12 protein-coding genes are annotated in these 11,943 nt (G+C 74.6%); 6 read left to right on the top strand and 6 right to left on the bottom strand.

What is annotated here, in order from left to right; translation table 11 throughout:
- Nucleotides 1-20: 20 nt before the first annotated feature.
- Nucleotides 21-2,099: an alpha-galactosidase gene (locus Asi02nite_RS15025; RefSeq protein ID WP_203713422.1), complete on the top strand. Its 2,079-nt coding sequence runs from the start codon at nucleotides 21-23 to the stop codon at nucleotides 2,097-2,099.
- On the opposite strand, the gene Asi02nite_RS15030 is transcribed toward Asi02nite_RS15025, so the two are convergent.
- Together Asi02nite_RS15030 and Asi02nite_RS15035 are read right to left on the bottom strand one after the other, a co-directional pair.
- Nucleotides 2,088-2,732 carry a response regulator gene (locus tag Asi02nite_RS15030; RefSeq protein WP_203713424.1) on the bottom strand — a complete coding sequence of 215 codons (645 nt, stop codon included), beginning with the start codon at nucleotides 2,730-2,732 and terminating at the stop codon, nucleotides 2,088-2,090. The genes Asi02nite_RS15025 and Asi02nite_RS15030 overlap by 12 nt on opposite strands.
- Nucleotides 2,720-3,958, bottom strand: a complete 1,239-nt coding sequence (locus tag Asi02nite_RS15035; RefSeq protein ID WP_239126728.1) for a sensor histidine kinase — start codon at nucleotides 3,956-3,958, stop codon at nucleotides 2,720-2,722. The genes Asi02nite_RS15030 and Asi02nite_RS15035 overlap by 13 nt, the downstream gene beginning before the upstream one ends.
- A gap of 109 nt (nucleotides 3,959-4,067) precedes the next feature.
- On the opposite strand from Asi02nite_RS15035, the gene Asi02nite_RS15040 reads away from it, so the two are divergent.
- Genes Asi02nite_RS15040 through Asi02nite_RS15050 form a run of 3 tightly spaced genes read left to right on the top strand, consistent with a single transcriptional unit; the run spans nucleotide 4,068 to nucleotide 7,555 of the window.
- On the top strand, nucleotides 4,068-4,838 hold the full coding sequence (locus Asi02nite_RS15040; RefSeq protein ID WP_203713425.1) for an ABC transporter ATP-binding protein: 771 nt from the start codon (nucleotides 4,068-4,070) through the stop codon (nucleotides 4,836-4,838).
- Entirely contained in the window at nucleotides 4,838-7,213 is a 2,376-nt protein-coding gene (locus Asi02nite_RS15045; protein WP_203713427.1) for an ABC transporter permease, read from the top strand. Before Asi02nite_RS15040 ends, Asi02nite_RS15045 begins: the two co-directional genes overlap by 1 nt.
- Nucleotides 7,214-7,270: 57 nt before the next feature.
- Nucleotides 7,271-7,555, top strand: a complete 285-nt coding sequence (locus Asi02nite_RS15050; protein ID WP_203713429.1) for a hypothetical protein — start codon at nucleotides 7,271-7,273, stop codon at nucleotides 7,553-7,555.
- Here Asi02nite_RS15050 and Asi02nite_RS15055 read toward each other — a convergent pair.
- Nucleotides 7,536-7,766, bottom strand: coding sequence for a Rossmann-fold NAD(P)-binding domain-containing protein (locus Asi02nite_RS15055; protein ID WP_203713431.1), 231 nt, complete (start codon nucleotides 7,764-7,766; stop codon nucleotides 7,536-7,538). The two genes, Asi02nite_RS15050 and Asi02nite_RS15055, sit on opposite strands and share 20 nt — an antisense overlap.
- Nucleotides 7,767-7,791: 25 nt before the next feature.
- Between Asi02nite_RS15055 and Asi02nite_RS15060 the strand changes: the two genes are divergently transcribed.
- Entirely contained in the window at nucleotides 7,792-8,190 is a 399-nt protein-coding gene (locus Asi02nite_RS15060; RefSeq protein ID WP_239126729.1) for a TetR/AcrR family transcriptional regulator, read from the top strand.
- Here the strand turns inward: Asi02nite_RS15060 and Asi02nite_RS15065 are convergent.
- Entirely contained in the window at nucleotides 8,135-9,724 is a 1,590-nt protein-coding gene (locus Asi02nite_RS15065; protein ID WP_203713433.1) for an ABC transporter permease, read from the bottom strand. The genes Asi02nite_RS15060 and Asi02nite_RS15065 overlap by 56 nt on opposite strands.
- The gene (locus tag Asi02nite_RS15070) at nucleotides 9,721-10,617 is read right to left on the bottom strand and encodes an ABC transporter ATP-binding protein (RefSeq protein WP_203713435.1); all 897 of its coding nucleotides are present in this window, start codon (nucleotides 10,615-10,617) and stop codon (nucleotides 9,721-9,723) included. The genes Asi02nite_RS15065 and Asi02nite_RS15070 overlap by 4 nt, the downstream gene beginning before the upstream one ends.
- 107 nt (nucleotides 10,618-10,724) lie before the next feature.
- Between Asi02nite_RS15070 and Asi02nite_RS15075 the strand changes: the two genes are divergently transcribed.
- The gene (locus tag Asi02nite_RS15075) at nucleotides 10,725-11,207 is read left to right on the top strand and encodes a GbsR/MarR family transcriptional regulator (protein WP_203713437.1); all 483 of its coding nucleotides are present in this window, start codon (nucleotides 10,725-10,727) and stop codon (nucleotides 11,205-11,207) included.
- On the opposite strand, the gene Asi02nite_RS15080 is transcribed toward Asi02nite_RS15075, so the two are convergent.
- Nucleotides 11,197-11,886 carry a TetR/AcrR family transcriptional regulator gene (locus Asi02nite_RS15080; RefSeq protein WP_203713439.1) on the bottom strand — a complete coding sequence of 230 codons (690 nt, stop codon included), beginning with the start codon at nucleotides 11,884-11,886 and terminating at the stop codon, nucleotides 11,197-11,199. The genes Asi02nite_RS15075 and Asi02nite_RS15080 overlap by 11 nt on opposite strands.
- Between the last annotated feature and the right edge of the window lie 57 nt (nucleotides 11,887-11,943).

Below are 11,943 nucleotides of genomic sequence, written 5' to 3' on the forward strand. Positions count from 1 at the left end.
GCGCGCCGTACGCTGACCCGATGATCGAGCCCGTCGTGCTGGCCGCCGCGGGTGCGGCCGTGGTCCTCGATGTCGCCGGCCCCGGGCTCCCCCGGGTGGTGCACTGGGGCGCCGACCCCGGCCCACTCGACGAGGTCGACCTCCGCGCGCTGGTGACCGCCGCCGGCGGTGCGGTCCCGTCCACGACCGGCGGCCCGATCCAGCCCGTCGGCAGCATGCCGTTGCTCCCGACGCAGTGGGACGGCTACGCCGGCCGCCCGGGCGTCACCGGCGACCGCGCGGGCCGCTGGCCGTTCCTGCGCCTCGCCCGCGCCGGTGCGGTGACGGTCGCGGACAACACGGTCGTCGCGGAAGCGGTCGACGAGACCGCCGGCGTGCGGGTGCGCTGCGAGCTGCGGCTCGACGCCCACGGGGTCCTGCACGTCCAGCACACGCTCACCAACGTCGGCTGCACCGACGCGTGGACCGTCGCCGCGCTGCGCACCCTGCTGCCGATCCCCGAGCAGGCCACCGAGATCCTCGACTTCACCGGCCGCTGGGGGCTGGAGCGGGTGCCCCAGCGCCGGCCGCTGGGCAACGGCACCCACGCCCGCGAGAGCCGCCGCGGCCGCACAGGCCACGACGCGACGCCGTTGCTGATCGCCGGGACCCCCGGGTTCGAGTTCGCCCGGGGCGAGGTCTGGGCCGTCCACATCGGATGGAGCGGGGGCCACGAGGAGTACGCGGAGCGCATCTCCGGCTCCACCGCCGTGCTCGGCGGCGGCGAGTTGCTCGAGCCCGGCGAGGTGCGGCTGGAGCCGGGCGCGAGCTACACGACCCCGGTGGGCTTCTTCGCCTGGTCCGGCGACGGTCTCGACGGTGTGCGCGACCGGTTCCACCGCATGATCCGCGACCGGGCCGGCCACCCGCGCACGCCGCGGCCGTTGACCCTCAACGTCTGGGAGGCCGTCTACTTCGACCACGACCTCGACCGGCTGACCAGGCTGGCCGACCTGGCGGCCACCGTCGGCGTCGAGCGGTTCGTGCTCGACGACGGCTGGTTCCCCGGCCGTCGCGACGACACCGCCGGGCTCGGTGACTGGGTCGTCGACCCGACGGTCTGGCCCGACGGGCTGCACCCGCTGGTCGACCACGTCCGGGGCCTCGGCATGCGGTTCGGCCTCTGGTTCGAGCCCGAGATGGTCAACCCCGACTCGCGCCTCGCCCGCGAGCATCCGGAGTGGATCCTGGCGAGCCCGGGCCGGCTTCCCCGGGAGCACCGGCACCAGCACGTGCTCGACGTCGCCCGGCCCGAGGTCGCCGACTACCTGTTCACGGCGATCGACGCACTGGTCACCGAGTACGCGCTCGACTACCTCAAGTGGGACCACAACCGCGACCTGCTCGAGGCCGCCCCCGACGGCGTCGCCGGGGTGCACCGGCAGACCGCCGCGGTCTACGGGTTGCTCGACCGGATCAGGGCCCGGCACCCCGGCCTGGAGATCGAGTCGTGCGCGTCCGGCGGCGGCCGGGTCGACCTCGGCATCCTCGCCCGTACCGACCGGGTCTGGACCTCGGACTCCAACGACGCGCTCGACCGCCAGCAGATCCAGCGCTGGACGGGCCTGCTGCTGCCGCCCGAGCTGATGGGCAGCCACGTCGGGCCGAGCCCGGCCCACACCACCTGGCGCAGCGCGGGGTTGCCCTTCCGCACCGCCACCGCGCTGGTCGGGCACGCCGGCATCGAGTGGGACATCAGCACCTGCACGCCCGAGGAGCTCGACACGCTGCGCGAGTGGGCGACCCTCTACAAACGACTCCGCCCGATCCTCCACAGTGGCCGGACGGTGGACGGCGACGTCTACGGCGTCGTCACCGACGACGCCGCGGTGTTCGTGCACACCCAGCTCGACAACGCCCCCGAGCTGCGCCCGCGCCGGGTCCGGCTGCCGGGCCTCGCACCTGACCGCCGCTACCGGGTGACCCGCTGCTGGGGCGCCGACGCGGCGCTGCCCCCGGACGGCGTCACGCTCACCGGCCGCGCCCTGGGCACGGTCGGCCTCGAGCTGCCCTGGCTGCGCCCCGAGCAGGCGATCGTGCTCGAGGTGTCAGCCGCGTAGGAAGGCGAGCACCGCCAGCACCCGGCGGTGGTCGTCGGGTGCGGGCGGCAGGTCGAGCTTCACCAGGATGCTCGCGATGTGCTTGGCCACCGCGGCTTCCGAGACCACCAGGGCGCGGGCGATCGCCGCGTTCGAGCGGCCCTCGGCGATCAGGGCGAGCACCTCGCGCTCCCGGGGCGTGAGCCGGGTCAACGGGTCGCGGCGCCGGCCGAGGAGCTGGGCGACCACCTCCGGGTCCACCGCGGCGCCGCCGGCCGCGACCCGGACCAGCGCGTCCATGAACTCCTCGACCCGCCCCACCCGGTGCTTGAGCAGGTAGCCGACCCCGCGCCCGCCGCCGCTGTCGAGCAGTTCCGCGGCGTACGTCGGCTGCACGTACTGGCTCAGCACCAGCACCGGCAGGCCCGGGTGGGCGGCCCGCAGCGCCACCGCCGCGCGCAGGCCCTCGTCGGTGAAGCCAGGGGGCATCCGCACGTCGGTCACCACGACGTCCGGCCGCTCGTGGTCGACGGCCGTGGTCAGCGCCGCGGCGTCGCCGACCGAGGCGATCACCCGGTGGCCGAACCGCTCGACGATCCCGACGATGCCCTCGCGGAGCAGCACCGCGTCCTCGGCGACGACTATGCGGAGCACGGCAGCTCCGCCCGGATCAGGGTCGGCCCACCGGGTGGGCTCGACAGCAGCAGCCGGCCGCCGGCCACCGCGACCCGGTCGGCCAGCCCCGCCAGCCCCGTGCCGCCGGCGAGGTCGGCCCCGCCGACGCCGTCGTCGCGTACCTCCAGCACCAGGGTGTCGACGTGCAACCGCGCCGAGACCGTCGCGGTGGCGGCGCGGCTGTGCTTCGCCACGTTGGTCAGCGCCTCACTGACCACGAAGTGCGCGGTCACCTCGACCGGTTGCGGCAGCCGCCGGGGCAGCTCGACGTCGACCACGACGGGCACCGGCGACCGGTCCGCCAGGTCGGTGACGGACGCGGGCAGGCCGCGGTCGGTCAACACCTGCGGGTGTACGCCGCGGATCAGCTCGCGCAGCTCGCCGTGCGCCCGTTCGGCCTCGTCCTGCGCGGCGGTCAGGTGCTTCGCCGCCGGCGAGTCGTCGGGCACCTCCAGGCGGGCCAGCCCGATCGCCATGCTCAGCGCGACCAGCCGCTGTTGCGCGCCGTCGTGCAGGTCCCGCTCGATCCGGCGGCGCTCCACGTCGAACGCGTCGACCAGCCGGGCCCGGGACCGGGTCACCTCGACGAGCTGGGCGCCGAGCTCCGCGTCCCGCGGCGCGAGGATCGCCCGCGCCAGCGCCGCCCGGGCGCCGGCCCAGACCGTGATCGGGTACGCGGCGAACGGCAGCAGGCCGAGCCCCGCCACGATGAACAGCGCGGCCGGAACGATCTGGGTCGACTCCTGGAAGAAGGCGCTGGCGATCAGCGAGATCGGGATGCCCAGCACGATGCCGAGCATCAGCGCGTCGATCCACCACAGCGCGCCCAGCGAGACCACCGTGTAGCCCAGCTCCCGCCAGGTGGCCGGCTCGCGCAGCCGATGCCGGACCCAGGCGATCCGGCCGCGTCGGGGCGGGCGGCGGTGCGGGTCCGGCAGCGGGTCCTGGTCGACCAGGCGCAGCCGCCACCGCTCGAACCGGCCGACCGCGATGCCCGACAGCGCGACGGCGAGGAACGCGACCAGCCCGATCAGCGCGAGTGCGAGCAGCGCCCCGGCCAGCAGCAGGCCGATCAGCGTGCCGGCGGTGGCGGCGCCGAGCAGCACACCGGAGGCGAGATAGGCGACCGACCGCCACGGCCAGGACGAGGCGAGGAACCCCAGCGGGCGCTCGCTCACGGCCTGGAAGGCGGTCCGGGGAGTCACGAGCCGACCGTACCCGGCACCGGCCCGCCCGACGGTAGCGCCAGGTATACCCCCGGTTGTCGCCTCCGCGCCCATGTGTCGCCGCCCGCGGGCCGGTTGGCTGGCAGGCATGACGATGACGACAGGTACGCGGCTGGCCGAAGCGGTCACGCTGCGGGAGGTGCGCCGCACGTACGGCGCCGGCGACGCGGCGGTGACCGCGCTCGCGGGGGTGTCCGTCGGCTTCCGCTCCGGCAGCTTCACCGCGGTGATGGGGCCCTCCGGCTCCGGCAAGTCGACGCTCCTGCACTGCGCCGCCGGGCTGGACCGGCCGACGGCCGGCACCGTGACGATCGGCGGCACCGACCTCGGCGGCCTCTCCGAGCACCGGCTGACCACCCTGCGCCGGGACCTGGTCGGCTTCGTCTTCCAGGAGTTCAACCTCGTCTCCGCGCTGACCGCGGCGCAGAACGTGGCGCTGCCGTTGCGGCTCGCCGGCCGCCGCCCCGCTCCCGCCGATGTCGCCGCGGCCCTCGCGGCGGTGGGTCTCGCCGAGCGGGGCGGGCACCGGCCGAGCGAGCTGTCCGGGGGTCAGCAGCAGCGGGTGGCGATCGCCCGCGCGCTGGTGACCGGGCCGGCGGTGGTGTTCGCCGACGAGCCCACCGGGGCGCTGGACCTGCGGTCGTCGCGGCAGGTGCTGGGCCTGCTCCGGGCGGCCGTGCACGAGCAGGACCAGACGGTCGTCATGGTCACCCATGATCCTTTGGCGGCGGCGTACGCGGACCGCGTGCTCTTCCTCGCCGACGGCCTCCTGGTCGACGAGCTGACCGGCCCCGGCACCCCGGGTGACGCGGGGTTCGCCGCCGAGGTGGCCGCCCGCATGGCTCGGCTGGAGGCGTGATGCTGGCGTGGTCGACCGTCCGCGAGCGGTGGACGGGTTTCGTGGGTTCGTTCGTGGCGCTCACGCTCGGGGTCGGGGTGCTGACCACCGCGCTGGTCGTCTTCGTCTCCGCCCAGCCGGCCGTGCCGGAGCGGCTCGCCGGGGCCGCGGTCGTGGTGCAGTCGCCGGCCGGTGGGGAGGACGCCGAGGCGTACGTCGAGTACGTGCCCTGGTCGGCGGCGCGCGCCGAGGAGCTGGCGGCGTCCCTGCGGGCGATCGACGGCGTGGCCGCCGCGGTGCCGGACCGGTCGTTCTACGCCCAGCTCGTCCGGGACGGGCGGCCGGTCGGTGACCCGCCGGCGGGCGACCCGATCGGGCACGGCTGGTCGACGGCCGCGCTCGCGCCCTACGCGCTGGTCGACGGCGCGGCGCCCGCGGCGGCGGACGAGGTCGCGCTGGACGCGGCCTACGGCCTCGCGCCCGGGGCGACCGCGGCCGTGCTGACCGCCATCGGGCCACGGGAGATGCGGGTGAGCGGCACGGTCGACGGCCCCGGGATCTACGTCTCGGACGCGTCGGCCCGCGCGCTGGCGCCCGGCGTACGCGCGATCGGTCTGGTCCTGTCGCCCGGCGCCGCTCCCGCGACGGTGGCGGCCGCCGCGCGAACCGTCGTCGGCGCCGCCGGTGCCGTGGTCGCCGGCGACGCCCGCACCGCCCTCGAACCCGAGGCGGTGACCCGGGTCCGCTGGCTGGGCACCCAACTACTCACCGTGATGATCGTGCTCGCGGCCTTCGCGACGGTCTTCGTGATGGCGTCGACCGCGGCGCTCAACGCCTACCAGCGGCGGCGCGAGTTGGCGCTGCTCCGGGCGATCGGCGCGACTCCCCGGCAGACGCGGCGGCTGCTGCTCGGCGAGGCGCTGGCGGTCGGCGTGGTCTCGGCGGCGGCCGGGGCGCTGCTCGGCGTGCTGGCCGCGCCGCTGCTCGGCGACCTGCTGGTCCGGGCCGAGCTCGAGCCGGCCGGCTTCGCGCCGCGCCCCTCGCTGCTCGCGGTCGGCCCGGCGGTGGTGACCGGCGTGCTGGTGGCGGTCGCCGGGGCCTGGGTGGCGGCGCGGCGGGCGGCCCGGGTCCGGCCGCTCGAGGCGCTGCGCGAGGCCGCGGTCGACAAGCACGTGATGACCCGGCCACGGTGGGTCTTCGGCGTCCTCTTCGGCCTGGCCGGGCTCGCGCTCGCGGTGGGGACCGCGGCGGACGACGGCGACTCGGCGATGACCATGGCGATCTTCTCGGCATTGACGCTGATCGTGGGCTGCACGTTGCTCGCCCCGGTGCTGATCCCGCCGGCCCTGCGGGCGTTGACCTATCCGCTGCGCCGGTCGGCGACCGGCGAGGTGGTGCGGGAGAGCGCCGGCGCGGCGATCCGGCGGACCGCGGCGACGGCCGGGCCGATCCTGCTCACGGTCGGCTTCGCGACGCTGATCCTGGGCATGGTCAAGACGATGTCGCCGGCGTTCGGCTCGGAGGACGCGCGGGCCCTGGGCGTCGACGCGGTGGTCACCGCGAGCGGCACTCCCGGCCTCTCCGACGCGGCGGTGGCCGCGCTGCCGGGCGACGTCCTCTCCGGACTGTCCACACAGGTCTTCGTCGCCGGCGCCCCGGTGGACGCGCTCGGCGTGGTGCCCGGTGCGGTGCCGGTGCGGGGCGACGCCGGGGCGCTGACCGGCGACACGGCCGTGGTCGCCGACCCGCGCTGGCGGGCCGGGGACACGCTGCTCCTGACCTTCGCCGACGGCGAGGCCGTGCCGCTGCGGGTGGCGGCGTCGGTCGAGCCAGGCACGCTGACGACGCCCCTGCTGCTGCCGCGGGACCTGGTCCGTGCCCACGACCCGTCGGCGTTGACCATGACCGCGTACGTCCGGGGCGCGCCGCCCGCGGCGATGACCGGTGATCCCGGGGTCCTGGCCCAGGACCCGGCGGCGTACGCGGCCAACGACGACGAGGACGCCCTGGTGTGGCTGTTCGTGCTGGTGATGGTCGGCATGTCGGTCGGCTACACGAGCATCGCGGTGGCCAACACGCTGGTGATGGCGACCGGCGACCGGCGCCGCGACTTCCGGGTGCTGCGGCTGTCCGGCGCGACGAACCGGCAGATCCTGCGGATGGTCGGCACGGAGACGGCGCTCGTGGTGCTCTTCGGCACGGCCTTCGGCGCGCTGGTGGCGCTGCCGGCGCTGCTGGGCATCCGGTCGTCGCTCGCCGAGCTGACCGGGTCAGCCGTGCGGTTGGTGCTGCCGTGGCCGGAACTCGCCGTCGTGGTCGCCGCCTGCACCGGCCTGGCCCTGGGGGCGGCCTTGCTGGCGACCCGCCGCACCCTGCACCGCGCGCAACCGCGATGATGTCCGTGGGTGACGATGGTCTCGCCGGGGAGGCCGCGTTCCCCGCCGGAGGTGCGCATGCGGCGCTACGAGCTCACGCTCGGCCCCACCATCCGGCGCGGCGAGATCCTGGGGCTGTGCGAGCGGCTGGCCTCGCTGCGCCGGCCCGTACGCGTGGTGGTCTGCGTGACGGCGATCGCCCATCCCGACATGCTCACCGTCGAGGCCCTGGCCCGGATCTGCCTGACCGCCCGCCGGCACGACTGCGAGGTCGCGGTCGAGGGAGCCTGCGCGCGCCTGATCGAGCTCGTGACCCTGACCGGCCTGGACGGCGTCGTCCCGATCACCGACCCGGGTGGCTGACCGCGTCGTAGTGGACGCCGCTCAGCTCCGCGGAGACTTCCCACAGGTGTCGGGCGGTCTCCGCGGTCGCGGCGCGGGGCAGCCTGGCCGGCGCCGGGCCGCCGGTCAGCTCGCCGAAACCGGCCGGGCCGTAGTAGGCCCCGCCTTCGGCCTCGGGGCTCGTGGCGGCGTAGAGCGCGGGCACGACTCCGGTGTCGACCTGCCGCCACATGCCCGGGATCCGGTAGGAGATCGCGTTGACCCAGCCCGTCAGCCGCCGCGTCGCGATCCTGGACGCCGCCCGGGCGATGCTCGCGGAGCGCGGGGTGGCGGAGATCAGCCTGCGCGAGCTGGCCGACCGGATCGGCCTGGCGAAGTCCAACGTGCTGCGCTACTACGACTCACGCGAGGCGATCTTCCTCGAGGTGCTCGACCAGGAGTGGATCGTCTGGCTCGACGCACTCGAGGCGGCTGTGGCTGATGTGCCGACGGGCGACGCGGAGGGGGTGGCCCGCGCACTGGCCGCAACGCTCCACGGCCGCTCGTCGGGCGCACCGCGCCGCCGCACGCTGCGGACCTGCGCGGATGCGCCCGCGGGTTTCAGCCGCCGCTGGCGATGTCGCGGCGGCGGAAGCCGGTCAGGCCCGCTGCCGTGAGTGCCGCGGCCAGGGCGACGAGCCAGACCAACGGCGTCGCCGTCACCTCGCCGCCCGGCAGGGACGGGAGGTGGGTGAACGGGGACAGGTCCAGTGCCCACTGGCTCAGCTGGAGGATCGCGCCCAGCTGGCCGAGCAGCAGGAAGAACGCGAGGACCGCCCAGCCGAGCGTCGTCAGCCGCGGCAGCAGGCCGAACAGCAGCACCACGATCGCGACCGTCAGCCAGACCGCGGGGATCTGCACCGCTGCCGCCCCGAGGACGCGGCCGATCGCGCCGGCGCCCTCGTCCGCTGACGCCCCGTAGCCCGCGCCCAGGAACACGCCCGCCACCAGCAGGCCGAGTGCCGGGCCCGCGAACGCGAACAGCAGGTGCGAGCCCGCCCAGCGCAGCCGTCCGACTGACGCCGCCAGCAGTGGTTCCGCGCGGAGCGCGCTTTCCTCCCCGCGGGCACGCAGCGCCGCCTGCACACCTTGGCCCGCCGCGCCGATGCCGATGATCGCCATGCCCGTGGCGATCACCATGTCGGCGATCGACGCGCCGGTGCCGACCCGGCCGATCGCGTCGGCCAGGTCCGGGCTCTCCCGCACCGCGTCGGACGCGGCGTCGGTGGCCGAGCCGAGGAAGAGGCCGAGGACCGCGTACCCGACGAGCCAGCCGAACAGCGTCGTGCGCTGCAACCGCCAGGCCAGGCCGAGCGGCGAGAGCAGGGACCGCGGCGCCCGCGCCGGTCCGGGTCGCGGCGCGATGAGACCCGCGTCGAGGTCGCGCCGGGCATTCAGCCGGTACGCGACAGCGGCGAGCGCGGCCGCGACCACCAGGGCGACCGCGGCCGGCCACCAGCGTTCGTCGGCGAACGGGCGGATCCGTTGCAGGAAGCCGATCGGCGAGATCCAGGACAGCGGCGAGTTCAGGTCGCCCCCGGCGTCGCCGACCATCCGCAGCAGGAACGAGCCCGTCAGCACCGCACCGACGATCCAGCGCGCGGTGCGGGCACCCTGTGCGACCTGCGCCAGCACCGCGGCGATCGCGGCGAAGAGCAGGCAGGCCAGGAAGTACTGCAGGCCGAGCGCGAAGGAACCCGTCCCGTCGGCACCGGCGGCCGCCGTGCCCAGTGCGGTCAGGCCGCCGACCACGACCGCGGCCAGCAGCGCCACCAGCAGGGCCGAGGCCAGCCCGGCCGTCCGGCCGACCACGGTTGAGCCGAGCAGCTCGCGCCGGCCCTGCTCCTCCTCGGCCCGGGTGTGCCGGATGACGGTGAACGCGGTGGCGAGGCAGACGATCAGCAGCACGATGCTGGACCGCCACGCCGTCAGGCCGCCGAGGTCGGGTGACCAGATCGGGCCGTACACGGCGGTCAACGAGGGGTTCGACATCGACGCGGCAAAACTAGCCAGCTCGGCCGGGTCGGGATAGAGGCTGGCGAAGCTGCTCGCGACCAATCCGGGAAACAGTCCCAGCAGGATCGTCCACAAAGGAAGGACGACCCGGTCACGCCGTAACGCCAACCGGAAGAGCTGCCACGTGCCAGTCATGCCGGCACCTCTTCCTTCTGGTAGTGCCGCAGGAACAGCTCCTCCAGCGTCGGCGGCTGGCTGGTCAGGCCGCGTACGCCGACCGTGGTCAAGGCGCGGAGCACGGTGTCCAGCTCGGCGTTGTCGACCTGGAACCGCACGCGGTCGCCGTCGACCACGAGGTCGTGCACGCCGGCCAGCGCGCCGATCCCGTTCGGCGAGCCGGCCAGCTCGGCGTGGATCGACGTACGGGTCAGGTGCCGCAGGTCGGCGAGCGTGCCGCTCTCGACCGTGCGCCCGGCCCGGATGATGCTCACCCGGTCGCAGAGCGCCTCGGCCTCGGCGAGGATGTGGCTGGAGAGCAGCACCGTGCGGCCGGCGCCGCTCTCCTCGTTGACGCACGCCTGGAACACCGACTCCATCAGCGGGTCCAGGCCGGAGGTGGGCTCGTCGAGCACGAGCAGTTCGGCGTCGGAGGCGAGCGCCGCGACCAGCGCCACCTTCTGGCGGTTGCCCTTGGAATAGGTGCGGCCCTTCTTGCGCGGGTCCAGCTCGAAGCGCGCGATCAGCTCGTCGCGGCGCTTGGTGTCGAGCCCGCCGCGCAGCCGGCCGAGCAGCTCGATGACCTCGCCGCCGGTCAGGTTGGGCCACAGCGTGACGTCGCCGGGCACGTAGGCGAGGCGGCGGTGCAGCGACACCGCGTCGCGCCAGGGGTCTCCCCCGAACAGGGTGGCGGTGCCGCTGTCGGCCTTGAGCAGACCGAGCAGCACCCGGATAGCGGTGGACTTCCCGGCACCGTTGGGGCCGAGGAAGCCGTGCACCTCGCCACGGCGCACCTCGAGGTCGAGTCCGTCGAGGGCGCGGGTCCGGCCGAAGCTCTTGACGAGCCCGTTGACCGAAATGACGTTCTCCATAATTTTGGAAGCTACACTTGCTTCACAAACTTGTGAAGCTTGTTGAGCGTCAAGAGGTCGTCAAGATAGATCACGCTCGGCACAATTGACCGGAGGAGGTGCGCTGGATGGCTGAGGAACGCGACGAAGCCGCCCTTAGGCAGTACGTCGAGGACATGGCCCGGCTCTACGCCGACTGGGGTTTCCCGCGGATGGCGGCCCGCGTACTCATGCAGCTCATGGCCTCTGACACCGGGTCGCTGACCGCCGCGGAGATCAGCGACGGGCTGCAGATCAGCCCGGCCGCGGTGTCCCAGGCGGTGCGCTACCTGCAGCACCTCGGCCTCGTCGAGCGCACCGCCGTGCCCGGATCACGCCGCGACCGGTACGGGCTGCCCGACGACGCGTGGTACCTCGGCTCGATCATGAAGGGCACGCTGTTCTTCCAGATCGCCAAGCTCGCCGAGGGCGGTGTCGCGGCGGCCGGGGGGCGGGAGACGCCGGCCGGCCAGCGGATCGCGGCTATGGGCGACTTCTACACCTTCATCCAGAGCGAGCTCGGCGGCCTGCTGGAGCGCTACCTCAAGCACCAGGAGACGCTCAAGCCGTAGGCAGTCCGATGTAGACGGCCTGTGCCCGCATCTGCTGCGCGAACAGCGGGCCGGGCACGTCGACGGCGTTCTTGAGCTGCCCGAAGATCTCGAAGCTGACGAAGCCGAAGAGGTGGAGCCAGCTACCCAGGGCCCGGCTCAGGGGCCCGAGCGGCGCGTGCGGCGCGATGAGCGCACCGACGCGGGCGACATCCTGCGCGGCGTCCGGTGGCAGCGCCTCGTCGTCGCGGAGCAGGCCCGCCGCGCTCGCGTCCTCGATCACTCCACCGAGGACGGTCACGGCCCGGGTGGCCGCCGGCACCGTGTCCGTGGGCGCCACGTAGCCGGGCACCGGGCTGCCGTAGATCAGCGCGTACTCGTGCGGGTTGGCCAGTGCCCAGTCGCGCACCGCGTGGCAGATCGCGAGGAACCGGCCGGCCAGGTCGGCCCGGTCGACCGCGCCCTCGGCCGCCGCGACGGAGCCGCCGAGCGCGGTGTACGCGTCGAGGATCAGCGCGGTGAGCAGGTCGTCGCGGCTCGGGAAGTACCGGTAGATCGCGGACGACACCATCCCGAGGTCGCGGGCGACCGCGCGTAGCGAGAGGTTCGCGCCCTCGGTCGCCAGGTGCCGCCGGGCGGTCGTCTTGATCTCTTCGGTCATCTCCGCCCGCAGCCGGGCGCGCATCGACGTGGCCTTCACGAGATCAGTGTCGCATACCGAGAGCACTGCTCTTGACAGTGAGCGCCGATCCGTGGA

The organism is Asanoa siamensis (genome assembly GCF_016862555.1).
GTDB lineage: Bacteria > Actinomycetota > Actinomycetes > Mycobacteriales > Micromonosporaceae > Asanoa > Asanoa siamensis.